Annotated in this window: 21 protein-coding genes; 7 read left to right on the top strand and 14 right to left on the bottom strand. The window is 70.9% G+C overall.

Features of this window, described 5'->3' with window-relative positions; all coding sequences use genetic code 11:
• Positions 1-9 precede the first annotated feature (9 nt).
• Entirely contained in the window at positions 10-1,020 is a 1,011-nt protein-coding gene (locus tag ACIGDI_RS04920) for an EamA family transporter (protein WP_399890605.1), read from the bottom strand.
• Positions 1,021-1,119: 99 nt separating this feature from the next.
• The gene (locus ACIGDI_RS04915; RefSeq protein ID WP_399890603.1) at positions 1,120-1,653 is read right to left on the bottom strand and encodes a Clp protease N-terminal domain-containing protein; all 534 of its coding nucleotides are present in this window, start codon (positions 1,651-1,653) and stop codon (positions 1,120-1,122) included.
• 195 nt (positions 1,654-1,848) lie between these two features.
• Here ACIGDI_RS04915 and ACIGDI_RS04910 point away from each other — a divergent pair, with 195 nt between their 5' ends.
• Both ACIGDI_RS04910 and ACIGDI_RS04905 read left to right on the top strand, forming a co-directional pair.
• Positions 1,849-2,037: a hypothetical protein gene (locus ACIGDI_RS04910; protein ID WP_399892923.1), complete on the top strand. Its 189-nt coding sequence runs from the start codon at positions 1,849-1,851 to the stop codon at positions 2,035-2,037.
• Between the two features lie 111 nt (positions 2,038-2,148).
• The gene (locus tag ACIGDI_RS04905; protein WP_399890601.1) at positions 2,149-2,577 is read left to right on the top strand and encodes an SRPBCC family protein; all 429 of its coding nucleotides are present in this window, start codon (positions 2,149-2,151) and stop codon (positions 2,575-2,577) included.
• A 64-nt stretch (positions 2,578-2,641) separates the two neighbouring features.
• Here ACIGDI_RS04905 and ACIGDI_RS04900 read toward each other — a convergent pair whose 3' ends face one another.
• The 4 genes from ACIGDI_RS04900 to ACIGDI_RS04885 form a co-directional block, all read right to left on the bottom strand.
• A complete protein-coding gene (locus ACIGDI_RS04900; RefSeq protein WP_399890598.1) occupies positions 2,642-3,283 on the bottom strand; it encodes a PadR family transcriptional regulator in 642 nt (213 codons plus the stop codon).
• Between the two features lie 121 nt (positions 3,284-3,404).
• On the bottom strand, positions 3,405-3,932 hold the full coding sequence (locus ACIGDI_RS04895) for a hypothetical protein (protein ID WP_399890595.1): 528 nt from the start codon (positions 3,930-3,932) through the stop codon (positions 3,405-3,407).
• Positions 3,929-5,569: a thiamine pyrophosphate-binding protein gene (locus tag ACIGDI_RS04890; RefSeq protein WP_399890592.1), complete on the bottom strand. Its 1,641-nt coding sequence runs from the start codon at positions 5,567-5,569 to the stop codon at positions 3,929-3,931. Before ACIGDI_RS04890 ends, ACIGDI_RS04895 begins: the two co-directional genes overlap by 4 nt.
• Complete coding sequence (locus ACIGDI_RS04885) at positions 5,566-6,351, bottom strand: cyclase family protein (RefSeq protein WP_399890590.1); 786 nt, start codon at positions 6,349-6,351, stop codon at positions 5,566-5,568. The genes ACIGDI_RS04890 and ACIGDI_RS04885 overlap by 4 nt, the downstream gene beginning before the upstream one ends.
• Positions 6,352-6,502: 151 nt before the next feature.
• Between ACIGDI_RS04885 and ACIGDI_RS04880 the strand changes: the two genes are divergently transcribed.
• Positions 6,503-7,312: a PhzF family phenazine biosynthesis protein gene (locus ACIGDI_RS04880; protein WP_399890587.1), complete on the top strand. Its 810-nt coding sequence runs from the start codon at positions 6,503-6,505 to the stop codon at positions 7,310-7,312.
• Between the two features lie 48 nt (positions 7,313-7,360).
• Here the strand turns inward: ACIGDI_RS04880 and ACIGDI_RS04875 are convergent, their stop codons facing one another.
• Positions 7,361-8,161, bottom strand: a complete 801-nt coding sequence (locus tag ACIGDI_RS04875) for a CPBP family intramembrane glutamic endopeptidase (RefSeq protein ID WP_399890584.1) — start codon at positions 8,159-8,161, stop codon at positions 7,361-7,363.
• Between the two features lie 185 nt (positions 8,162-8,346).
• Between ACIGDI_RS04875 and ACIGDI_RS04870 the strand changes: the two genes are divergently transcribed.
• Positions 8,347-10,119 carry a substrate-binding and VWA domain-containing protein gene (locus ACIGDI_RS04870; protein ID WP_399890581.1) on the top strand — a complete coding sequence of 591 codons (1,773 nt, stop codon included), beginning with the start codon at positions 8,347-8,349 and terminating at the stop codon, positions 10,117-10,119.
• A gap of 70 nt (positions 10,120-10,189) precedes the next feature.
• Here the strand turns inward: ACIGDI_RS04870 and ACIGDI_RS04865 are convergent, their stop codons facing one another.
• Positions 10,190-11,707, bottom strand: coding sequence for a glutamate-cysteine ligase family protein (locus ACIGDI_RS04865; protein ID WP_390629599.1), 1,518 nt, complete (start codon positions 11,705-11,707; stop codon positions 10,190-10,192).
• A gap of 551 nt (positions 11,708-12,258) precedes the next feature.
• Here ACIGDI_RS04865 and ACIGDI_RS04860 point away from each other — a divergent pair.
• The 3 genes from ACIGDI_RS04860 (at position 12,259) to ACIGDI_RS04850 (ending at position 14,770) form a co-directional block, all read left to right on the top strand.
• Entirely contained in the window at positions 12,259-12,843 is a 585-nt protein-coding gene (locus ACIGDI_RS04860) for a hypothetical protein (RefSeq protein WP_399890577.1), read from the top strand.
• Between the two features lie 388 nt (positions 12,844-13,231).
• Positions 13,232-13,438 carry a DUF5999 family protein gene (locus tag ACIGDI_RS04855; protein ID WP_334314336.1) on the top strand — a complete coding sequence of 69 codons (207 nt, stop codon included), beginning with the start codon at positions 13,232-13,234 and terminating at the stop codon, positions 13,436-13,438.
• Positions 13,439-13,723: 285 nt separating this feature from the next.
• Positions 13,724-14,770, top strand: coding sequence for a LacI family DNA-binding transcriptional regulator (locus ACIGDI_RS04850; RefSeq protein WP_399890573.1), 1,047 nt, complete (start codon positions 13,724-13,726; stop codon positions 14,768-14,770).
• Positions 14,771-14,847: 77 nt separating this feature from the next.
• Here the strand turns inward: ACIGDI_RS04850 and ACIGDI_RS04845 are convergent, their stop codons facing one another.
• The 6 genes from ACIGDI_RS04845 to ACIGDI_RS04820 form a co-directional block, all read right to left on the bottom strand.
• Positions 14,848-15,897: an endo-1,4-beta-xylanase gene (locus ACIGDI_RS04845; RefSeq protein WP_399890570.1), complete on the bottom strand. Its 1,050-nt coding sequence runs from the start codon at positions 15,895-15,897 to the stop codon at positions 14,848-14,850.
• Between the two features lie 52 nt (positions 15,898-15,949).
• Entirely contained in the window at positions 15,950-16,753 is an 804-nt protein-coding gene (locus ACIGDI_RS04840; protein ID WP_384820146.1) for a carbohydrate ABC transporter permease, read from the bottom strand.
• 14 nt (positions 16,754-16,767) lie between these two features.
• A complete protein-coding gene (locus ACIGDI_RS04835) occupies positions 16,768-17,766 on the bottom strand; it encodes a carbohydrate ABC transporter permease (RefSeq protein ID WP_399890567.1) in 999 nt (332 codons plus the stop codon).
• Between the two features lie 6 nt (positions 17,767-17,772).
• Positions 17,773-19,068 (bottom strand): extracellular solute-binding protein, encoded by a 1,296-nt coding sequence (locus ACIGDI_RS04830; RefSeq protein WP_399890564.1) that lies wholly within the window; start codon positions 19,066-19,068, stop codon positions 17,773-17,775.
• A 307-nt stretch (positions 19,069-19,375) separates the two neighbouring features.
• Entirely contained in the window at positions 19,376-20,482 is a 1,107-nt protein-coding gene (locus ACIGDI_RS04825) for a DUF475 domain-containing protein (protein WP_399890561.1), read from the bottom strand.
• A 250-nt stretch (positions 20,483-20,732) separates the two neighbouring features.
• Entirely contained in the window at positions 20,733-22,574 is a 1,842-nt protein-coding gene (locus ACIGDI_RS04820) for an NAD-binding protein (RefSeq protein ID WP_399890559.1), read from the bottom strand.
• Positions 22,575-22,795 lie beyond the last annotated feature (221 nt).

Below are 22,795 nucleotides of genomic sequence, written 5' to 3'. Positions count from 1 at the left end.
GACCGGACCCTAGGCGGCGGTCTCGCGGGCGGGCAACCCACTTTCCGCGCCGGCCGGTCCGCCGGCCACCGGCGCGCCCGTGCCCTTCCCCGGCGCCGACGACTGGGCGATGAACGCGCCCACCAGGACGACCGCGCCGCCGACGATCTGCGGTGCGGAGAGGTGCTCGCCGAGCAGCACCCAGGCCAGCACGGTGGCGATGACCGCTTCCAGGCAGGCAACGACACCCGCGACCTGCGGGGAGAGCCGCCGCACCGACAGCACACCGGTGACGTAGGCCAGGACGGTGGCGACGAGGACGATCCAGGCCAGCAGCAGGCCGGCGGGGACCGGATCGCCGTCCATCCGCGCGGTGCCGGTCAGTACGGTCCAGTCCATGGTCCACGGGCGGGCCACCGCGGTCAGCACGAGCGCGCCGATCAACAGGCCGTACGCGATGACGCCGAGCGGGTCCGGAGCGTCCTCGCCCGCGTCGCTGCCCTGGTCGGACAGGACGAAGTAGCCGACCTGGCAGCAGGCGGCGCCGAGGGCGAGCAGCAGGCCGAGGGCGTCGAAACCCAGGCCCGACCAGATCTCGACGACGCAGGCCAGGCCGCCGACGGCGAGGACCACGCCGAGCGCGGCGGCGCGGGTCACCGGGCGCCGCTGCACGAACCGCACCCAGCCCAGCACGAGGCCGGGCGCGAGGTACTCGACGAGCAGCGCGACCCCGACGGGGATGCGCGAGAGCGCCGCGAAGTAGCAGGCCTGCACCCCGGCCACCGCCAGCAGGCCGAAGCCGGCGAGCAGGACGGGGCGGCGGCGCAGCAGGGCACGGTGGCGTACGGCGACCGGCAGCATCACCAGGGCCGCGCCGGCCACCCGCAGCCACACCACGTGCAGCGGGTCCAGCCCGGCCTCGATCAGCGGCTTGGCCGCGACACCCGACCCGCCGAAGGCGACGGCGGATGCCAACGCCAGCCCGAGCCCGGCTCCCTTGCCGTGGCCGCCCCGACTGCTCTCAGACCTGTGCACCGCCACATGATGACAGGCGACGACATGAGCGTCACCCCTGTTGACACCTGTCTCACCGGCTGGACGCGCGGCCGGGTCGCGGAGCCCCGCCGCGACGCCCGGACGTCACCACGACTCGGCGGGCAACCGCTCGACGCGGGCGAGGATCTCGTGGCTGTCGATCCCGGCGCGGTCCAGGACCTCCACGGCGCGAGCCTGCCGGTCGGCGACGAGCGCGGCCAGCAGGTCGATGCCGAGCGCGGCGCCGTCACCCCGGGCGGCGGCGCGCTCGCGGGCGTACTCCATGGCGCCCGCGGCCAGCGGCGACATCCCTTCCGCCGCCGTCACCACGGGGACGGCGCCGGAGTCCTCGACCGAGCCCTGCCAGCGCAGCCCGTAGCCGATGCTGCGCTGCACCAGGTACCCGAGCAGCCGGGCGATGCCGGGGCCGTCGCCGAAGACGGCGCGCGCCTGGGGGTCGTACTCGAGCAGCGAGTGCAGCAGATGGGCCGTGTCGATCTGCCGGTCCCCGTCGCGCAGCGCCCGGCGGCGGGCGCCGGTGACGACCGAGGCCAGCTCGTCGCTGAGCCCGGCATCGTTGTCCGGGCGCGGCCCGGCGGACTGGTCGCCGACCTGCTGCCGGGGGATACGGGGTTGCACACCCCTTACCCCATCAGGCTCTCCGCCTCCGGTCATCCCCGACGGGAAGCATTTCGGCGTCCCACACAGAGTGGACCCGGGGCGCCGAAATCTCCTCCCTACGGATGAGATCAGGCCGAGTCGGCCCGAGGGGCGCGTGCGCCCCGGCACGCCCGGCACGCAACCGGAATGCCCCCTCTCACGTCCAACAGGTGCATGGAGCGCGGGAGCTGGCTGGTCGCCCTGCCGGCCGTCGACGGCAAGCAGTACGTGTATCGGGTGTACGCCCCGGACGACGCGCTGCCCGCCGACCTGTTCTGGGACGCCTGGCACTGCCACGACGAGAGCGCCCTCCCGCGCGCGTGGGACGAGTTCGACGCGGCGGTCATCCGCCGGGTCGGCTGAGCCCCGAGGGCGGTCGCCCTCCACAATTCCTGACGGTTCATCAGTATTGAATGTTGCGACCTCTGCGGTTACTTTCCGCGACACCACAGCCCGACACGAAGAGGTGGTCGCATGCCCGAAATCAGCGCGGAGGCACGGATCGAGGCGCCGGCCGAGAAGGTCTGGGCACAGCTCACGGACTGGCCCGCCTACGGCGAGTGGAACGCCACCCACACCAGCTTTCCGCAGGGCGGCCCGACCTCCCTCGAAGTGGGCGGGACCTTCCAGGAGAACATGAAGCTGATGGGGTTCCCGGCCGAGGTCGAGTGGACCATCTCGGAGCTGGACCCGGCCCGGGTCCTCGCCATCACCGGCAAGGGCCCGATGGCCGTGAACCTGGCCACGCGCTACACCCTGACCCCCGACGGCGACGCCACGAAGGTGCGTATCGACGGCGAGTTCACGGGCGCCGCGGTCACGCTGATGGCGGGGAGGCTGAAGGACTCGGGTACGGCCGCGCTGAACGAGTCGCTGCGCAAGCTCGCCGGGCTGGTGTCCTGACCTAGCGGACACGGGAAGGCGCCCCGCGGATTGCTCCGCGGGGCGCCTTCGTCGCCGTAGCCCCTCAGTCCTCGTCGGCGAGGATCAGGTACAGCTTCTTGCGGGCCTCGTTGATGACGGCCAGCGCCTTCTCGCGCTGCTCCTTGCTGCCGGTCTTCCAGACCTGCCCGAAGGCCTCCATCAGGCCGAAGCCGGCCTGGCGGATCTCACCGAGCGCCTCGAAGTCGATGCCGCGGGAGGCTTCCTCCCAGGGCGCGTCCGGGCCCTCGTCGGCCGCGGCGCGGCCGGACTCGGTGAGCGAGAAGAGCTTCTTGCCGCCCTCGCTCGCGCTGGTGATCAGGCCCTCGTCCTCCAGCAGCTGGAGGGTGGGGTACACCGAGCCGGGACTGGGCTTCCACGCCCCGCCGCTGCGCTCGGCGATCTCCTGGATCATCTCGTAGCCGTGCATCGGCCGGTCCTTGAGCAGGGCGAGGATCGATGCCCGTACGTCGCCGCGCCGTGCCCTCCCCCTCGGTCCGCCGCGTCCTCGCGGCCCCCAGGGGCCCGGGCCGCCGAAGCCGGGTCCGCCGAAACCGAAGCCCGGACCACCCGGGCCGCCGGGGCCACCCGGCCCGAAGGGGCCGAAGGCACCACGCCGGCCCTCGAAACCACCCCGGCCACGAGAGCCCTTTCCACCGTGTCCACGTTCGAATCCATGGGAACGCATCGCAATCACTCCATTCCATCGTTGATCTGTCGCGATGCGTCAACGATATATCGGAAGCGTTCGGATGACAAGCCCCTGCCGAAGGCGCCCCCACCCAAGGCAAGGGGCTGCCTCGCGCTTGTCAGTCGAGGTGATCTCGCAGCCAGTCGCCGATGACCGCGAAGTCCGCGGCGGCGAGACCCGCCAAGGCGTCGACGCGGTGCAGCAGGGCGGGACCGGGATGGTTGACCGACACCCACGCCTGGTCCAGTTCGGTGATCGAGTCGTCGACCCAGACGAACGGTCGCCCCCGAGCGACCCGGACCAGCGCCGCCGTCTTCCAGTTCAGTACGTCCGCCGGATACTCCTGCGGCGCCTCCGGCAGCGCGGCCACCGGAAGCTCGGGCAGTCCGAGCAAGGGGGCGATGACCGTGTCCGCGTCCCCCATCCACGCGGTGGCCCACACCAGGGCGCAGGGCAGCGCCAGCAGCCGCGGGCCGTGCCCGGGATCCATCCGCGACAGCTGGGGATTCGACGCGTGCTGCCAGGCGGCCCACCCCTCTTCCGTCGTGGGAAGCCGTGCGCCGCGATAGGGCACGAGCGTGCCGTCGACATCCAGGAAGAGCAGCGGGCAGGCGGCCGGAGAAGCTCCGCCGGGGCCCTCGGTCAATGTCCTCGGAACGCCTCCTCCAGCCACCAGGCGCCGTGCTCCCGGGTGACCTTGGCGTCCACGAGCAGGGGTGCCGAGCGCGGTCCGGCGACCCAGTCCGCCACCGCCTTCAGGTCGGCGGGGGTGCGCACGGTCACCGCCTCGAAGCCGTAGCCGCGCGCCACGGCGGCGATGTCGGTCTCCGGGAAGGTGACCGTGTCCAGCGGGAACCCGTCCGGGCCGAAGTGGTGCACCTCGGCCCCGTAGGCCTCGTCGTTGTAGACGACGACCACCATCGGCAGCCCGAGCCGGCGCACGGTGTCCAGTTCCACGGCGCTCATCAGCGCACCGCCGTCTCCCAGGGCGGCCACGGGGAGCCGGTCCGGCCGCGCGAGCGCCGCGCCGATCGTGGTCGCGAGGCCCAGTCCGATGGACTGGAAGGCCTGGGTGAAGCAGAAGCCGTTCTCGTCCGGCACGGACAGGTACGCGCTCGGGTAGCCCATGAAGTTGCCCGAGTCCACGCCGACGACCCGTTCCGCGGGCAGGATCTCGTCGAGCGCGATGCTCAGCGTCCGCGGGTCGATCCGTTCCCGGGTGCCCTCGTCCTCGTACGGCACGTCCCGCCATCGCGCCCCCTCGGCGAGCGCGGCGGCGACGCCCGAGGTCCGGTAGCCCTCGCGGCCGTCGGTGACGGCCGCGAGGGCGCGCCATGCGGTGCGCGCGACGTCGCCGACGACGCCGAGGTCCACCTCCCGGTGCGCGCCGAGCGCCTCCGGATCGTCGTCGACCTGCACGACGGCCGCGTCAGGGCCGATGAGGGTGCCGTGCCGCATGGTCCACATGTTCAGCGCGCATCCCCAGCCCATGACGAGGTCGGCGCCCCGGATCAGTTCGGTGGCCAGCGGTGAGGCGAAGCCGCCGGAGACGTCGAGCGACCAGGGGCTGGCGCGGAAGAGGCCGCGGGCCACCGCCGAGGTCGCCAGCAGGGCGCCGTGCCGCTCGGCGAGGGCGATCAGGGCGTCCCGGGCCGCGGGGGTGCGGGCTCCGCGACCGGCCACGAAGACCGGGCGCCGGGCGCGCTCCAGGGCCCGTACGAGATCTTCCACCGCCTTCCGCGACGGCTCGACCGGCTCCGGTCCGGCCGGCGGTACGGCGTCGAGCGGGACGCCCGCGGGGACGTCCAGGGCCTGGACCTCCAGCGGCAGGTTGAGCAGCACGGTGCGGCGCTCGTGCCGGGCCCGGCGCAGCGCCGCCGCAGCCTGGTCGACGGCGTCGTGCGCGGTGGTCACGCGGGCGGTGACGGCACCGACGGAGTGGGCCAGTACGGCCTGCTCGACACGGAAGTTGGAGCGCTGGGCGGTCGCCTCCGCGGCCAGCACCAGCAACGGCGTACGGCTCTTGGCGGCCTCGGTGATGCCGGTGAGGGCGTTGGTCAGGCCGGGGCCCTGGTGGACGCTGAGCGCGGCGAGGGTGCCGCTCGTGCGGGCGTAGGCGTCGGCCATGGTCGCCGCGCCGCCCTCGTGCCGGGCGGCGACGAACCGGGCGCCGGCGGCAACCATGGCGTTGGTGAGGTGGAAGTTGCCCGAGCCGACCACCCCGAACACATGGTTGATCCCGGACGCGACGAGCACCCGTCCGACGGCTTCGGCGACCTTCACGACCGCTCCACCAGGGCGAGCACCCGGGCGGGGGCGCCGGAGCCGGAGACGATGGGCAGGGGCCCGGCGACGACGAGGGCGCCGGTCGCGGGCAGGACGGCCAGGTTCTGCAGCTGGGTCAGGCCGTACTTGCCGGCGCCCAGGAGGTGGGAGTGGCAGGGGAACGCCGGGTCGAAGGAGTGGGCGCGGCCCGCGTCCGTGCCCACGGTCTCCGTGCCGAGGCCGATCACCGGGGACTCCTCGGCGACCCAGCGGGCGCACTCCGGTGACAGGCCGGGCGTGTGCGGGCCGCTGTCGTCGGCGTTGAGGAACTCCTCCTGCGAGTGCGAGCGCGCGTCCCAACCAGTGCGCACGAGCAGCCAACCGCCGTCCGGGAGTGGCCCGTTGGCGGCCTCCCAGGCCTTGATGTGGTCCACCTCGACGAGGAAGTCGGGGTCCTCGGCGGCCTGCTCGGAGAAGTCGAGTACGGCCGCCGGTGCGATCAGGTGGCTCGCGGGCACGGACGCCACGTCGGCGAGGTCCTTGCCGGTGACCCAGTGGACGGGGGCGTCGAAGTGGGTGCCGGTGTGCTCGCCGCTGCGGAAGTTGTTCCAGTACCAGGCGGGTCCCCGGTCGTCGTAGCGGCTGATCTCCTCCAGTTCGAAGGTCTGGGTCTGGCCGAAGGGAGGCGGCAGCTGGATCACCGGGGTGGTCGAGGAGAGCGACTGCGTGAGGTCGACGACTTCTACGGCGCCGCTGCGCAGCCCCGCGAGAAGGGCGGCAAGCACGGACGGCTGGGACATGACGGCCTCCTGGGCGGGGCTGAACTGTCAACGCCTGTCTGTACAGGGTGTCAGCCGATGACCGGTTCTCGGCGGCACACGCTCCGAAAAACGGTCCACGAGCCGCGAATTGGACTTGGTGGCGAAGGCCACGCCGCCCTAGCGTCGAACCATGCGAATCCGAATCGTCGACGCCTTCACCGACCGCGCCTTCGCCGGCAACCCCGCCGGCGTGCTGCTCCTCGACTCCTTCCCCGACGACGAACGGCTGCAGAAGATCGCGCTGGAGGTGAACCACGCCGAGACGGCGTTCGCGCACCGGCTGCCCGAGGGCGGGGAGGCGGACTGGGCGCTGCGCTGGTTCACGCCCGCGACCGAGGTGGCCATGTGCGGCCACGCCACGCTCGCCACCGCCCACGTGCTGCACACCACCGGCGCCCACGAGGGCACCGTGCGTTTCGCGACCCGCAGCGGCGTCCTGGTGGCGACGCCCCGGGAGGACGGCTCGATCACGCTGGACTTCCCGACCGCGCCGCTCACGGCGGTGGAGGTGCCGGCCGGGGTCGCCGACGCGCTGGGCGCCGAACCGCTCCGCGCGTACGACACCGGGCCGAACGTCGGCGACCTGCTGGTCGAACTCGCCGACGAGAAGACGGTCCACGCCCTCTCCCCCGACCTCAGGGCGCTCGGCGCCTACTCGGAGCGCGGCATCATCGCCACCGCCCGCGCCGCGGACCCGACCCAGGGCTACGACTTCGTCTCACGCTGCTTCTTCCCGAACGTCGGCATCGACGAGGACCCGGTCACCGGCAGCGCCCACACCGTGCTGGCCCCGTTCTGGTCGGAGCGCCTGGGCAGCGCCGTCCTGACCGGACTGCAGGCCTCGCAGCGCTCCGGCCGCGTCCGCACCGAACTGCGCGGCGACCGCACCCTGCTGAGCGGCCACGCGGTGACCGTGATCGACGGCGAGCTGCTGGCCTAGAAGGCGGGTCGTGTCCGGGCGTGCTTCGAAAGTCCCGCCCGGCACGCTCTAGGCGGTCGGCAGCCAGCCCACCTTGCCGGCGAGCAGCGCGTAACCGACGAACGCCCCGATGTCGAGCAGGGAATGCGCCACCACCAGGGGGCCCACCCTCCCCCAGCGCCGGTACAGCCAGACGAAGACCACGCCCATCACCATGTTGCCGACGAAGCCGCCGATGCCCTGGTAGAGGTGGTAGCTGCCGCGCAGTACGGAACTGGCCACCAGGGCGGTCCCCGGGGTCCAGCCCAGCTGTCCGAGCCGGCGCAGCAGGTAGCCGACGACGATGACCTCTTCGAGGATCGCGTTCTGGATCGCCGAGAGGATCAGCACCGGGTACTTCCACCACACGTCGGGCAGGGCCTCGGGCACCACCGTGAGATTGGCGCCGAAGCCCCGCGCGGCCAGGTAGAAGGCGATTCCGGTACTGCCGATCACGGCCGCGACGGCGGCGCCGCGGCCGAGGTCGGGCCAGGGCCGGGTGCGGTCGAAGCCGAGGGTGCGCAGGCTGCCGCCCTCGCGCATCAGCAGGTGCGCGACGAGGGCTACCGGCACCAAAGCGGTCGCGATCCCGAACAGCTGCCAGGCGAGATCCAGCCAGGGCCGACCCGGCGCCGCCGAGGCGTTGAGGGTCGCCGCCTGATCCTTGAGCCCTCCCGGTTTCGTGACCGAGCCGACAAAGCTGATCAGGGCGGACACTCCGCTCGCACCGAGCGAAAGCGCCAGAACAAGCAGCGTCTCGTCACGGAGGATTCGCCGCGAAAGCCGCTCGGGAGGAACAGAATCGGCCACCGCACCCGTCTCCGCCTGCACACCTGACTCCAATTCAGTAATCCCGCCTCATCCCCATCCTCGCCCCGCTAGGGTCTCGAAAGAACTTACGAAGATCGTGCGCTTGGCCGTCAGGGGGGACGGACGCCGTACGGGGCGTACCTCCCCTCCGCATGCCGTACGGCCGCTTGCCGGCACGAGGTTCGACAGGGAGGGGCACCACCGTCATGGGACGTCACAGCTTGCCCGATCATTATGGAGCGGGCGGCAGCGACCCCCGTCCCCGCGCGCGCCGCCGCACGATGGCCGTCGCCACGATCATGGTCCTGACGGTGGCCGGGGGCACGGCCGTCGCGGTGAAGAGCGGGCTGCTCTCCTTCGGATCGTCCTGCCAGGACGACGCGGTGCGGCTGCGGCTGGCCGCCTCCCCGGACATCGCCCCCGCCCTGACGGCCGCGGCCGAGCGGGCCCGGGACCAGAACATCACCTCCGACGGGCGCTGTGTCGCGGTCTCGGTGACCGCCCGCGACTCCTACAAGGTGGCGGACACGCTCGCCGCGGGCAGGAAGACCGACGTCCAGGTGTGGGTGGCGGACTCCGACATGTGGGTCGACCGGATCACGAACGACAACACCGCGACCGAGGTGACCCCGGCGGGCGCGGTCGCCTCCACGCCCGTCGGCGTGGCCATGGTGCCCGAGGCGGCCCAGTCGCTGGGCTGGCCGAAGAAGAAGTACAGCTGGATCGAGCTGGCCGGCGCGACCATGGGGGACGACGCGCTCAGGCTGGGCGCGGCCGACCCCTCGCGCAGCGCCACCGGGCTGCTCGCGCTCACCCAGCTGACCACCCACGCGGCCGGGCTCAAGGGCGGTGACACCCAGGCCGCGGCGATGATGAAGACGCTGTCGCAGCGCACCTCGGACAGTGACGGTCAGGTCCTGGACACGCTGCCCAGGAACACCTCGGGAACCGAGCAGGGCAACCCCAGACGCAACCAGGCGCTGATCCTCAGCGAGCAGGCGGCGTACACGTACAACTCGTCGGCGGACGGCGGCGACGGCCTGGACATGTTCTATCCCAAGGACGGCTCGCCCCAGCTGGACTTTCCCTACGCGATGGTCGGGCAGCTCAGCACCGACCAGAGCCGGGCCGCGCTGCGGTTCATGAACTATCTGCGGCAGCCGGCCCAGCTGCGGCTGCTGCAGAAGTACGGCTTCCGCACCTCCGACGAGGAGGCGCCGGAGGCGGTGGTCGCCGAGGCGGGCGGCAGCAGCCCGCAGCCGTACGCGGAGCCTGCCGTCCAGCCGGCCACGGACGAGGCGCTGCAGAAGGCCCTGGGCACCTGGACGATCACGGTGCAGAGCGCCCGGCTCACCACGGTCGTGGACGCCTCCTCCTCGATGTCCGAGCCGGTGCCGGGAAGCGGCGGGCAGTCCCGTATGGAGGTGACGAAGGCGTCGCTGCTGCAGGCGCTCGCCACCTTCACGCAGGAGGACGAGATCGGCCTGTGGGAGTTCTCCACGAAGCTGGACGGCGCCAAGGACTACCGGGTCCTGGTGCCGACCGAGCGGCTCGGCGACCGGGTCGGCGACGGCACCCAGCGGGATCGGCTGTCGGCCGCCTTCGGCGCCCTGAAGCCGGTCCGCGACGGCGCGACGGGACTGTACGACACCACGCTCGCCGCGTACCGGGCGGCGACGTCGTCGTACGCGAAGGGGAAGTTCAACGCGCTCGTCGTCCTCACCGACGGCGTCAACCAGGACCCCGGCAGCATCTCCCGGGCCGAGCTGATCAGTGAGCTGCAGAAGCTCACGGACCCCGAGCACCCGGTGCCGCTGATCATGATTGCCGTGGGGCCCGACGCCGACCGGGAGGAGGCCGAGGAGATCGCCGGTGCGACCGGCGGCTCGGGCCAGTCGGTGAACAACCCCTCACAGATCCAGTCGGTGATGCTGAAGGCGATCGTGGCGGCAGGCGCCCAGGGCAGCGGCACCGGCTGACCGCCGTTCACCTCAGGGACACGGCGGCGCTCACCCCAGCGGCGCCCGCTCTCGCTCCACGGACGCCGGTTCACCCCAGCGGCACCGGCTCCGGCATGCCGACCGGCCAGGTGTGCACCGGATCGCCCATGTGCATCAGCTCGCTGTAGCGCCGGGTGGTGGCCGCCAGCGCCGCGTCCCGGGACATGCCGGTCTCCAGGGCCCGGTGGAAGGTGGCCGCCTGCCAGGACGCGCCGTTGACCCGGCGCCGGCAGCGTTCGTCGATGACGCCGAGGTAGAGATCGCGGTCGGCGGGTTCGATGCCCCACGCGTCCAGACCGGCCTCGGCGAGCGGCAGCAGCTCGTCGCGGACCAGGCTCACCGCGTCGACCTGCGCAGTACCGCCGTACCGCCCGCGCCGCGGCCACTCCAGGCGCGCGTCGATGCCGTGCTTGCAGGCGGCGTCGAAGTTGGCGGCGGCGGCCTCGAAGGGCAGCCGGGTCCACACGGGGCGGGGTTCCTCGGCGAGGGCGCGGACGAGACCGTAGTAGAAGGCCGCGTTGGCGATGACGTCGATGATGCTGGGGCCGGCGGGCAGGACCCGGTTCTCGACGCGCAGGTGCGGTACGCCGTCGGCGATGCCGTAGACCGGGCGGTTCCAGCGGTAGATCGTGCCGTTGTGCAGGACGAGTTCGTGCAGGTTCGGGGTGCCGCCCGCGTCGAGGACCTCCAGGGGGTCCTCCTCGTCGCAGATGGGCAGCAGCGCCGGGAAGTAGCGCAGGTTCTCGTCGAAGAGGTCGTGGGCGGAGGTGATCCAGCGCTCCCCGAACCAGGTGCGCGGGCGCACCCCCTGGGCCTGCAGCTCGGGCGGCCGGGTGTCGGTGGACTGCTGGAACAGCGGAGGCCGGGACTCGCGCCACAGCTCGCGCCCGAACAGGAAGGGCGAGTTGGCGCCCACGGCTATCTGTACGGCGGCGACGGCCTGGGCGGCGTTCCACACGTCGGCGAATCGGCCCGGGGTGACCTGGAGGTGCAGCTGCACGGAGGTGCAGGCGGCTTCCGGCGCTATCGACTTCGAGGTGCACGTCAGGCGCTCCACGCCGTCGATGTCGAGCACGAAGTCCTCGCCGCGGGCGGCGACGATCTGATCGTTGAGCAGGGCGTAGCGGTCGACCGCGGAAAGGTTGGAGGAGACCAGGTCGTCCCGGTCGAGAGTCGGCAGAATGCCGATCATCACTATTCCCGCGTCGAGCTCACCGGCTTTTCGGTCGGCATATGCCAGAGAGGTCCTGAGTTCCTCTCCGAGCCGGTCGAATACCCGCCCCTGCAAGCGGTGTGGGGCTATGTTCACTTCCAGATTGAACATGGCGAGTTCTGTTTGGAAATCTCGGCTCGCGATCCGTTCCAGGACCTGCGCATTGAGCATTTTCGGCATGCCGTCGGCACCGGCGAGATTCAATTCGATCTCCAGCCCCATCAGGTTCCTGGGGCGGTCGAACCGCTTCTCGGCCAGGAGCCGCTCCAGCCCCGTCAGGCACCTGCGGAGCTTGTCGCGGTAGAGCTGCCGATCGGACAGATCGAAACGACCTGCCACGACCTTCTCCCCCATCGGAGCGTCCCTCCTCGATCGGGCGGCGCTTCGGATCCCGGCCGCCGGTGTCGGGTCACGTGGGATAATGCCCAGCGTCGGCGATCGGTAACGTCCCCACGCGAGCGGGTCGCGCGCTACTCTGGTCACATGTGACCGGCGGCACATTCGCCGGGCATGCGGCACGGCGCAGTTTCATGTACGCGACGAACTCGTGAAAAACGCCGACGAGAATTGGCCGACCGCGCCTTCGGCATTTACCGAGGTCACCGCCTCCGGGCCGAGCGAAATCGGGGGTGATTCCCGCGTGTCGCCGACCGGATAACCCCTTGCCGAGTGCTCCGGAAACGGCTAGACGAAACACCGTCTGAACATGTGTCGTATAAACTCCGCGAACAGGCAGAGGGTCGGCGCCCCCGGTCTTCGAGACCTGCCGTCAGGTGACGAGCGACAGGTCTCACTCACACCCCTCGTACCCGGACCCCGCCCCGTCTCTCTCGCCTCGTGAGCAGACAGCGCCGTCCGCCCCCGCCCTCGCGCCACCGTGCCTGTCGAATGAGAGGCGACCCACCATGCCGTTGCATGTCCCCCCGGCTCCCGCGCCCGCCCTTCGCACCGTCCTGACCGCGCTCGGCTCGCCCACCGCGGTTCGCGAGGCCCGAACACCCTCCCTGCTGCGCTCCCAGGGACCCGCCACACCGGAACTGCCGCTTCCCGTGCACGTGCTGGACGAGCTCACCCCCGAGGGCGCCTCCGTCAGCCGGCTGGCCGGCTGGCGGTTCCTGATCCGCTGCGGCGACCGTGCGGTGGCCGCGGCCGAGACCATGCTGACCCCGGACGGCTGGGCCTTCTCACACTTCTTCGAAGGCCCCTACATCGCCTCCACCGAGCTCGCGCTGCGCCAGGCCGAGACGATGAAACAGCCCTACCAGGCGCGCCTGCTGTCGGTGCCGAGCCTGTACATGCTCACGCTCTGGCTGCACGGCGACTGCGCGGCGGACGGCGCGGCCGGCCACCCGGCGGCCACGGACCTGCTCGTCCCGCTGGCCCCTGCCCCGCCCGGCATCGCGGCGCACCGCCCGCACCGCGTCGCCGAACTGCTCCCGGTGCTGACCCATCGGGTGACTCCGGCCCCACTGCTCGGCCAGATCGCCTGACGAACCACCTCGTGCCCCGCCGTCGAATTCACCGACGGCGGGGCACGACGTTTTACCCGACGCCATACACGGAGGCCACTACGCTCGTACGAGCGAATAAATGCTCGTACGAGCCTGAAAGCGGCCCCGACCGGTACGGACTAGCCCCATCCGACCAGTGCGAACCACCCGAAGGGACAGTGCAGTTGAACTGAACCGTCCGGGCGGCCGACGCGTCATCAACCTGTGAAGAAGTGGTGCGCCGAAATGCCTGCGGATTCGCCTCCGTGGGGCAACACTGGACTGGACCGACTTAAACCAACGGGGGGCGGCCATGGACAACGCTTCAAGCCGCAGCACAGACACGACAGCCATCTCCGACACCACGACACAGCGAAAGATCCCACCAATGTGCCAGCATCAGCCACCGTGCCCTTCAGCAGACTCCGCCGACCGGGAATCCGCCCGACTCCTGGCGCACCACCCGGAGCAGGGGTGGAGTCTGCTGTGCAACGGCGTTCTGCTCTTCGAGGACACCGGTGAGCTGCTGCCCGACGGCCAGATCATCGCCCCGCACCGCCCGCTGGGCGCCAGCCAGGTGATGACGGCCGCCTGAGGCGGCATCCGGGCGGCCGACCAGCCGCCCGGCGAATTTCCGGGGGCCGGTAGCGGAGGACATGCCGCGAGCCGGCCCCGACGCACGTCCGGCGCCGATCACGCACCGTAGTTACGCGCGCGTACCAGGGTCATGGGGTGACGCCGGTGGCGGGCCGGTACTGCCCCCCGGTCATCCAAGTACCGATCACCCGGCGATCCCGGTACCGATCGCCCTTCCCTGTGGCGCGCGTCTTCCGGAAGACTTCTGGAAGTTTCACGGCGAGTGTCCACGGAGGTGGGGGAATTGGCAGCAGACGAGGCCGGTGCCGAGGCGGTGGCCGAGAGCCGGGGGAAGGTCACGATCACGGAGATCGCCCGGCAGGCCGGGGTATCGGTGCCGACCGTCTCCCGAGTCGTCAACGGCCGCTCCGACGTCTCGCCGCGGACCCGGGCACGGGTGGAGGATCTGCTGCTGCGGCACGGTTACCGCAAGCGCGCGAGCGCCTCCGGTTCCCGCGCCGCCCTGCTCGACCTGGTCTTCAACGACCTCGACAGCCCCTGGGCGGTGGAGATCCTGCGCGGCGTGGAGGAGGTCGCCCACGCCGCCGGGGTCGGCACGGTGGTGTCGGCGATCCACGGGCGCTCCGGCGACGCCCGTGAGTGGATGCGCAACCTGCGAGCCCGCGCCTCCGACGGCGTCATCCTGGTCACCTCGGCGCTGGAGCCGGTGCTGCACGAGGAGTTGCGCGCCCTGGGCGTCCCGTTGGTGGTCGTCGACCCGGCGGGCTCCCCCGCCCTGGACGTCCCGACGATCGGCGCCGCCAACTGGTCGGGCGGTATGGCGGCCACCGAGCACCTGCTCTCCCTGGGGCACCGCAGGATCGGTCTGATCGCCGGCCCGCCGCGGCTGCTGTGCTCCCGCGCCCGCCTCGACGGCTATCGCGCCGCCCTGGAGGGCGCCGGCATCGCCCCCGACGGCTCCCTCGTCGTTCCCGGGGACTTCCACCCAGAGTCGGGGTTCACCGGCTGCAACGCCGTGCTCGCCCTCACCGAACCGCCCACAGCGCTCTTCGCGGCCAGCGACCAGATGGCGCTCGGCGCGATCGAGGCACTGCGCCGGCGGGGTCTGAGGGTGCCGGAGGACATGAGCGTGGTCGGCTTCGACGACCTCCCGGAGGTCCGCTGGTCGGCACCGCCCCTCACCACGGTCCGTCAACCGCTCGCCGACATGGGCAAGTTGGCCGTCCGTACGGTCCTGCGGCTGGCCCGCGGCGAACAGCCGGACTCCCCGCGCGTGGAACTCGGCACCGAGCTGGTGGTTCGGTCCAGCACGGCACCCCCGGCACCCTGACTCACCGGGGGTGCCGGGACCCCGGCGGTGCTCCCCAATGCACCGCCGGGGCGTTCCGGAAACCCCTCCCTCGAGGGCTACTTGCCGCCCAGCGCCTGCCGGATCGCGAAGTACGCGGGCTTGGGCCGCAGTTGCTCGTCGTACGGCAGCGCGGCACCCTCCCCGGGGAAGAACGCCGGGATCCAGGAGTACTTGTCGGTGTAGTCCCACACCGTGATCCCCACGCACCGCCGCACCGCCAGACAGGCCGACGTCAGGTCGCGGTACCAGTCGGCCTGCTGGGCCAGCTTCTCGTCGGTCGCCGGCAGGATCATGCGGACGTCGACCTCGGTGAGCGCGGTGTCGAGCCCGAGCCGGGAGAAGCGGCGGAGGTTGTCCTCCAGGGTGGTCGGATAGCCGTACTGCAGCGCCAGATGGGCCTGCAGGCCGATGCCGTCGAGCGGGACGTGCTGTGCCTTCAGCTCCTGGGCGAGCCGGTAGTAGGCGTCGCTCTTCGGGCCGACGGCCTCGATGTTGTAGTCGTTGAGGTACAACCTGGCGTGCGGGTCGGCCTGGTGGGCCCAGCGCAGGGCGTCGGCGATGTAGCCGGGGCCGAGCGTGCGGTACCAGATGGTGTCGCGGTAGGTGCCGTCCTCGTTGAACGCCTCGTTGACCACGTCCCAGGAGTAGACCTTGCCGCGGTAGTGCCGCACCTCCGTCTGGATGTGCTTCTTCAGTACGGCCTTGAGCTCGTCCGCCGTCCAGTCGCGGCCGGTGAGCCAGTCCGGCAGCTGGCTGTGCCAGACCAGGGTGTGGGCGCGCACCCGCTGGTGGTGCCTGCGAGCGAGGTCGACTATCTCGTCGCCGTTGGTCCAGTCGAAGACGCCCTGCTGGGGCTCGGTGGCGTACCACTTCATGCCGTTGCCGGGCGTGATCATGTCGAACTCGCTGCCCAGCACGGAGGTGTAGGCGGTGTCGGTGAGTTCGGGGTTGTCGGTGGCGCTGCCGAAGTAGCGGCCGTGGCGGTGGGCGAGTTCGGCGAGGGTGGCGGGCCGTTCGTGCGCCTGGGCGGGCGTGCCGGTGGTGACGCCGGCGGCGACCAGGACGGCGGCGAGGGCTCCGACGAGTCTGAGACGGGTCTTGGGCATGGTGCGACTCCTCACGGGGTGGGGTGCGGGGCCGTACATCCGGCGGCGCGCGTCATCCCTTCGTGGCGCCGGCGGTGAGGCCGCCGACGAGCTGGCGCTCGGCGACCGAGTAGAGGGCGAGGGCGGGGACCATCGCCAGGACGAGGTAGGCGAAGACACGGGCGTACTCGGCCGAGTACTGGCCCTGGAACTGCGCGACGCCGAGCGGCAGCGTCCACCACTTGGAGTCGGTGAAGACCAGCAGCGGCAGCATGTAGTTGTTCCAGCTGGTGACGACGGCGAGGACGGAGACCGTGCCGAGCGCGGGCCGTGCCATCGGCAGGAGCACCCGCCAGAAGAAGCCGAAGGCGCTGCAGCCGTCGAGGGTGGCCGCCTCCTCCAGTTCGCCGGGGATCTGCCGGAAGAAGCCGCGCAGGATGATGATCGTCATCGGCAGGCCGAAGGCGGCCTGCGGCAGGATCACGCCGAGGGGGTTGTCCAGCAGGCCGAGGGAGCGCAGCAGGAGGAACAGGGGCAGCGCGGCCACCGCGGGCGGGAACATCAGCCCCATCGTGAAGAACGTGAACATCAACTCCCGGCCGCGGAAGGCGAACCGGGCGAAGGAGAAGGCCGCGAGGGCGGACACGGCGACCACGAGCACGCACGTCGCGACCGCCACCAGCGTGCTGTTGCCGAGCAGCCGCCAGAAGTCGCCGGACCCGAGGATGTCGGTGTAGTTGCCGGTCAGCCAGCGCTCGGGCAGCCCGAAGGGGTTGCGGGAGAGCTCGTCGGTGGACTTGAAGCCGGACAGCGCGGCGTACAGCAGCGGTACGACGATCACCGAGCCGACGACGACGAGGACCACGTGCAGCGGCATTGTGCGCAGCGTCTTCACCTGCCGTCTCCCCTCATGTTCGTGGTGGCGCCCTCGAGGTCGCGCCGGAGCACGAACCGCTGGTAGGCGAGGGCGAAGACGAGGCAGATGCCGAACATGACCACGCTGATCGCGCTGGCGTAGCCGACCTGGTAGCGCTTGAAGCCGTACTGGAACATGGTCACGGCCATCGTCTCGGAGTGGTGGTCGGGACCGCCCTGGGTGATCACCCACACCAGGTCGAAGAGCTGGATGGACCCGATGACGGACAGGAAGACGCTGATGCGGATCGTGGGCGCGAGCAGCGGCAGGGTGACGTTGCGGAAGCGCTGCCAGGCATTGGCGCCGTCGATCAGCGCCGCTTCCGTCAACTCGGCCGGGATCGACTGAAGTCCGGCCAGCAGCAGCATCATGTGGAAGCCGAAGTACTTCCAGGTCATGACGAGGAAGAGGGTCGCCATGACGTAGGAGGGGTCGGCGAACCACTCACCGCCGACGCCGTCCAGCCCGACGGCGCCCAGGACATGGTCGGCGAGCCCGTCGTCCGGAGCGAAGACCATGCTGAACAGCACGCCGGTGATGGCCTCGGACAGGACGTAGGGCGCGAAGAACAGCATGCGGTAGACGGCCCGGCCGCGCAGCCTCTGGTTCAGTGCCACCGCCATGGCCAGCGCGAACGGCAGTTGCAGCAGGAGCGAGAGCGCGACCAGGAGTGCGCAGCGCCACAGGTCGCCGAGGAAGACGTCGTCCTGGAAGAGGCGGGTGAAGTTGTCGCCGCCGATGTAGTCGGAGGGCATGCCGAAGCCGCCCCAGCGGAAGAACGCGGCGTACAGCGCGAACAGCATCGGCAGCAGGACCAGCCCGATGAACAGCACCAGCGCGGGCACCTGGAAGCCGACCGCGGTGAGCCAGTTCATCAGGCGCCGGCGCGCCCGCCCCCGCCCCGACGTCGTGGTCGGGGCGGGGAGGGCGACGTCCGGGCCCGTCCGCTTGTCCGGAAGGAAAGTGGAGGTCATCGCCGGTTACTGCTCTTCCTTCGCGGTCTTGGAGATCGACTGCGTGACCTGCTCGGGCGACTTGGAGCCGGAGATCAGCGCGGCGACGCTGTCGTTGACCTCCTGGCCGACGGCGGGCGCGTAGGCCTGGTCGAGGTATAGCTGGAAGCCGGTCGCCGCCTTCAACTGGGCTTGTACGGCCTTGGTGTTGGGGTCGGAGAGCCCCTTCTCGGCGCCGGGGACCACCGGGAGGGTGTTGGTCTTCTTCACCAGCACCAGGTCGGTGGCCTCGGAGGCGAAGAACTTCAGGAAGTCGACGGCCGCCTGCGGGGCGCCCTTGCGCAGGGCGTGTCCGCCGCCGCCGCCGAAGACCTCGGTGATGGCGCCCTTTCCGCCCTCGACCGCCGGGAAGGGGAAGAAGCCCAGGTCGGAGCCGAGGCCCTTGCCGGAGTCGGCCTCGACGACCGGGGCCCACTGGCCCATGAGTTCCATGGCCGCCTTGCCGTTGCCCATGGTGGCCGCCTGGCCGGTGGGCGTGGAGTAGGCGGCGCCGAGGAAGCCCTTCTGGAACGGCTGGAGTTTGACCAGGTCCTGGAGGTGCTGTCCGGCCTGGACGAGCCCGGGGGCGGTGAAGTCCTTGTCGTCGTTGGCCTTCTTCAGCGCGTCGATGCCGGCCGTGCGCATCGCGAGGTAGGCCCAGTAGTACATGCCGGGCCACTTCTCCTTGCCGGCCAGGGCTATGGGCGTGATGTTCTTCGCCTTCAGCTTCTTGACCGCGTCGAGGAAGCCGCTCCAGGTGGTGGGCGGGGCGGTGATCCCGGCCTGCTTGAAGAGCGCCTTGTTGTACCAGAAGCCGATCATGCCGATGTCGAACGGGATGCCGTACACCTTGTCGCCCAGGATGTACGCCTGCTTCGCGACGGACAGCATGCCGTCGGCCCACGGCTTGGTCCGGTCGGTGAGGTCCTCGACGAGTCCGGCGTCCACCTGCTGCTGGAGCACGCCGCCGCCCCAGGTGTGGAAGATGTCCGGGAGCTTCCCGGAGGCGGTCAGCGCCGTCATCTTCGACTTGTAGGCGTCGTTCTCCATCTGGACGATCTTCACCTTGACCTTGGGGTTCTGGGCCTCGAACTTCTTGGCCAGCCCCGCCCAGACGGTCTTGGTGGGTTCGGTGGTGGAGATGTTCCACCACTCGATCGTGGTCTTCCCGTCGGCCGACCCTCCGTCCGAGTCGCCGCCGCATGCGCTCAGAGCCGTCATGCCCAGACCGGCCGCGGCGGAGGCCGCCAGGAACCCGCGGCGGGACAGTGCCCGGTCGCCCATTTTGTGCTCCTTGGGGTAGGGACGGCGCGTCCACGACCGTCCACTGGGACCGAAAGTTTCGGAGATGATCCAGAAAGCTTCGCTGTTGCCGCACCCTAGAGACAGCTCCCAAACGGTGGCAACCCCTTGTACGCGGTGAATCTGCACGCGACTTCGCCCAGCGGCGACAATGGGGGACTCAGGCCCGGCCCGACAGGGGCGACGATTCTCGCCCGTCACTTCCCGACCGGTCGAAACATTCGGCTCCGCACGCGAACATTACGGAACCGATCAGGCGGTGCTAGCGCACGGAGACCGAGTCCCGGTGCTACCGCACGGAGACCGAGTCGGCCCGCTCCGTCTCGCCCTCGGCGGCCGCGAGTGCGCGGTTGCGGCGTACGGAGGACCAGAAGGACCAGGCGATCAGGATGACGCCGACCAGTCCGGTGACGACCTCGTTGATCTCGTACTGGATGGTGACCATGAGGATCACGGCCAGGGCGCCGATCGCGTAGTGGGCGCCGTGCTCCAGGTAGACGTAGTCGTCGAGGGTGCCCTGGCGCACCAGGTAGACCGTCAGCGAACGGACGTACATCGCGCCGATACCCAGACCCAGCGCCATCAGCACGATGTCGTTGGTGATGGCGAACGCGCCGATCACACCGTCGAAGGAGAAGGACGCGTCCAGGACCTCCAGGTAGAGGAACATGAAGAACGCTGCACGGCCCACGAGGGTGCCGGCCGAGGGATTGCTCTGCTCCCGCTCCTCCTCGTCCTCCAGCCTGTTCTCGAAGTAACCGGACAGGCCGCCGACGACCAGGTAGGTGACCAGGCCCGCGATGCCGGAGACGAGGACGGTCTGCGCCTTGTCGGCATGCGCGCCGCCGTGCTGGTGGGCGTGGGTGGCGAAGGTGAAGGAGGTGATCAGCAGGACGATCAGGGCGATGCAGACCGACAGCATGTCGACCTTGCCGAGCTTGGCCAGCGGGCGCTCGATCCAGCCCAGCCACTTGATGTCACGGTCCTCGAAGATGAAGTCCAGGAAGATCATCAGCAGGAACATGCCACCGAAGGCGGCGATCGCCGGGTGCGCGTCGGTCACCAGCTGCTCGTAACGGTTCTTCTCGGTCAGCGCCAGATGGACGGCGTCGTACGGGTTCAGCTTGGCGGTGACGGCGACGATGACGACCGGGAAGAGCAGCCGCATACCGAAGACCGCGATGAGCACGCCGACCGTGAGGAAGATCCTCTGCCAGAAGGCGCTCATCTTCTTCAGGATCCCGGCGTTGACCACCGCGTTGTCGAACGACAGGGAGATCTCCAGCACGGCCAGGATCGCCACGATGCCGAACGCGGTCCAGCCTCCGTAGAGCACCCCTGCGGCCAGACCGAGCGCGGTGACCGCGAACGCCCAACGGAAGGTCTTCAGCATCACCGGTCACCCAGTCCTCTCACCACGGCCGTGAACGCTCCGTACCGTCATCGGCGTTGTCTACCACGCCCAGCTGTCGTGCGGGTGTCCCGCAAGAGACCCGACACACCGACTGCGGCGTAGCGGGGTGAGATGTCCGGGTCGAGGCCGGATGTCTGCGGAGAGGTCGGTGGCCGCGGACAGCAACAGCCTGTGCCGCGTGTTCAGGGAGTCCGTGCCGAGCCCGGCGGCCGGCAGTACGCCCCCTCCCGGGCTACGGGTGCACGTCCGCCAGGAGGATGTCCAGGCCGCGCCGTGTGGTCGCGAGGACCACCCGGTCCCCCGCTCGCAGAAGACGGCCCTGCTCAGGACGCCAGTCGAAACCGGTCCGATCAGGACGGGTCCCGGCCGGGGCCTCAGCGGCCGCGGGCTGCGGAAGGGGCCCGGCGGCGGTGCCCACGGCCAGCACGCGCCACTCGTTCTCCCGGAACGCCTCGTGCACCGAGCGCCCCTCCAGCTCCGGGTGCCCGGCCACGTCGACGCAGGTGAACAGCAGCGACCCGCGTTCCACCGGCATCACCCCCAGCACATGGCGGCCCATCATCGCGGCGGCGAACGACGGCGCCGCCAGCGCGGAGACGCTCCTGCTCCGGGTCAGGGCATCCGGGTAGGAGGCGCGCAGGGTGCGCTGGACGGTGGCCGCGAACCCGTCGTCGTACAACCGCGTCACCACGCGCACCTCGGGGTCGGTCTCCCGCACCGCCATGACGATGTCGAGGTTGCGGCCGTCGTCGCGGGTGAGGACGAGCAGCGAGCGGCTGTGCCGGACCCGGGCCCGTTCGAGCACCCCGGGGATCGTGGCGTCGTCCAGGATCAGCGGGATGCCGAGTTCGCGCGCGAGGGCGACACCGCGGGCCTGCGGGTCGCACTCGATGGCCACGACCTGGTGACCGGTGCCGTGCAGCCGGGCCAGCACCCGGGTGCCGACCATGCCGAGACCGACCAGCACGATATGACCGTTGACGTCCTCGTCGGGGGGATGGCTCGCCGAGGCGGTGCGGAAGGCCTCGGTGGCGTTCATGGTCGCGGCGACCACGAGCGGAAGTACCGCCAACCCCACGAAACCGGCCAGCAGTTGGAGCACACGGCGGGCGGGGGACTCCTCGGTGGCCGGGTCGCCCATGGTGAAGATGTCCAGCAGTGGCAGATAGAAGTTCTTCCACCACGGATGTTCGTCGGTGAAGAGCGCGGTGGCGGTCGACAGGGCCACCACGACGGCCGCCAACGCCCCGTACACCGCGGCGAGTTGGTGCGACAGGAAGACCTTCCAGGGCAGGTGCGCCAGGCGCGCCCGCAGCCATTTGCGGGGGCGGAAGCGCCGGGCACGGACGGCCGGTTCGGCCGGATGCCGGCCGACCTCCTCCAGCATCAGCCGGCCGTGCGTACCCTGCCGGTGCCGCGCGGTACCGATGTCGGGCAACAGCTGGGTGCCCTCCTCACCGGCCGTCTCCGCGCTGTCCTGGCTGGCCGGGTCGTCCTGGTGGGCGCCGGACAGGACGGCCAGGGTGGTCAGGTCGGTGGCGTGCGAGGGGGTGCCGGCGGGGCGTACGACACCGCGGAAGACCCTGCCCTCGACCTGGAGGGTGTGTCCGCGGCCCAGCGCCGCGGCCGCCACGAGCTCCGGTACGGCGGTGTCCGCGTCGGAGAGCACCGTCGTGGAGGTGTCCCGCGCGAGGTCCTCGCTCAGCCCGGCCGCCCGGTCCAGCAGCCGCTCCAGATGACGGCCACGCTCGCGGTCGAACATCCGGACGACCAGCCGGACGGAGGGGTTGACGGTGCGGGCCAGCAGAGCGGCGGTCATGTTGACTTGGTCGTCACGGTAGGTGAGGGCGAGCGCGGCCGCCCGCTCCACGCCCGCCGCGCGCAGGGTGCGTTCGTCCGGGCGGGCGGAGACGTGCAGCTCGACCGGTGACCGCGGGTCCTCGTGCAGCTCGGCGACCTGGGCGCCGTGCTGGTCGCTCGCCGACGGCAGCACGACGGTGACGATCTCACCGCACACGGCGTCCAGCTCGACGGCGAGCCGGTGCGCGAGTCCGTCGTCGCCGCAGATCACCATGTGCCGGGATCTCTGGCCGGGCTCCGTGCGGGCGGGGTGGGTCGACGTCACATCAGGCGAACGGCTCGGACCGTGCGGGCTGTTCCGGCCGTGTACCTGACAGAGTCCAAGATTGCGTCAAGGACGCGCCAAGACGGCGGGGCTCACCCTGCGGTGACGCACCAAGACGGCCGCCCCCACTCTGCGGGACGCTCCAAGACGGCCGGGCTCGCCATGGCGCC

The sequence above is a fragment of the Streptomyces sp. NPDC085900 genome (assembly GCF_044540925.1).
Lineage (GTDB): Bacteria > Actinomycetota > Actinomycetes > Streptomycetales > Streptomycetaceae > Streptomyces > Streptomyces gilvifuscus.
The sequence above is the reverse complement of the archived record's forward strand: the minus strand, read 5'-3'. Positions and strand labels throughout refer to the sequence as shown.

Coding starts and splice junctions, on each gene's coding strand:
- ACIGDI_RS04910 (WP_399892923.1), top strand. CDS start 1,849: ATGGAGCGCGGGAGCTGGCTGGTCGCCCTGCCGGCCGTCGACGGCAAG.
- ACIGDI_RS04905 (WP_399890601.1), top strand. CDS start 2,149: ATGCCCGAAATCAGCGCGGAGGCACGGATCGAGGCGCCGGCCGAGAAG.
- ACIGDI_RS04900 (WP_399890598.1), bottom strand. CDS start 3,283: ATGCGTTCCCATGGATTCGAACGTGGACACGGTGGAAAGGGCTCTCGT.
- ACIGDI_RS04885 (WP_399890590.1), bottom strand. CDS start 6,351: ATGTCCCAGCCGTCCGTGCTTGCCGCCCTTCTCGCGGGGCTGCGCAGC.
- ACIGDI_RS04880 (WP_399890587.1), top strand. CDS start 6,503: ATGCGAATCCGAATCGTCGACGCCTTCACCGACCGCGCCTTCGCCGGC.
- ACIGDI_RS04870 (WP_399890581.1), top strand. CDS start 8,347: ATGGGACGTCACAGCTTGCCCGATCATTATGGAGCGGGCGGCAGCGAC.
- ACIGDI_RS04865 (WP_390629599.1), bottom strand. CDS start 11,707: ATGGGGGAGAAGGTCGTGGCAGGTCGTTTCGATCTGTCCGATCGGCAG.
- ACIGDI_RS04860 (WP_399890577.1), top strand. CDS start 12,259: ATGCCGTTGCATGTCCCCCCGGCTCCCGCGCCCGCCCTTCGCACCGTC.
- ACIGDI_RS04855 (WP_334314336.1), top strand. CDS start 13,232: ATGTGCCAGCATCAGCCACCGTGCCCTTCAGCAGACTCCGCCGACCGG.
- ACIGDI_RS04845 (WP_399890570.1), bottom strand. CDS start 15,897: ATGCCCAAGACCCGTCTCAGACTCGTCGGAGCCCTCGCCGCCGTCCTG.
- ACIGDI_RS04840 (WP_384820146.1), bottom strand. CDS start 16,753: ATGCCGCTGCACGTGGTCCTCGTCGTCGTCGGCTCGGTGATCGTCGTA.
- ACIGDI_RS04835 (WP_399890567.1), bottom strand. CDS start 17,766: ATGACCTCCACTTTCCTTCCGGACAAGCGGACGGGCCCGGACGTCGCC.
- ACIGDI_RS04830 (WP_399890564.1), bottom strand. CDS start 19,068: ATGGGCGACCGGGCACTGTCCCGCCGCGGGTTCCTGGCGGCCTCCGCC.
- ACIGDI_RS04820 (WP_399890559.1), bottom strand. CDS start 22,574: ATGGTGATCTGCGGCGACGACGGACTCGCGCACCGGCTCGCCGTCGAG.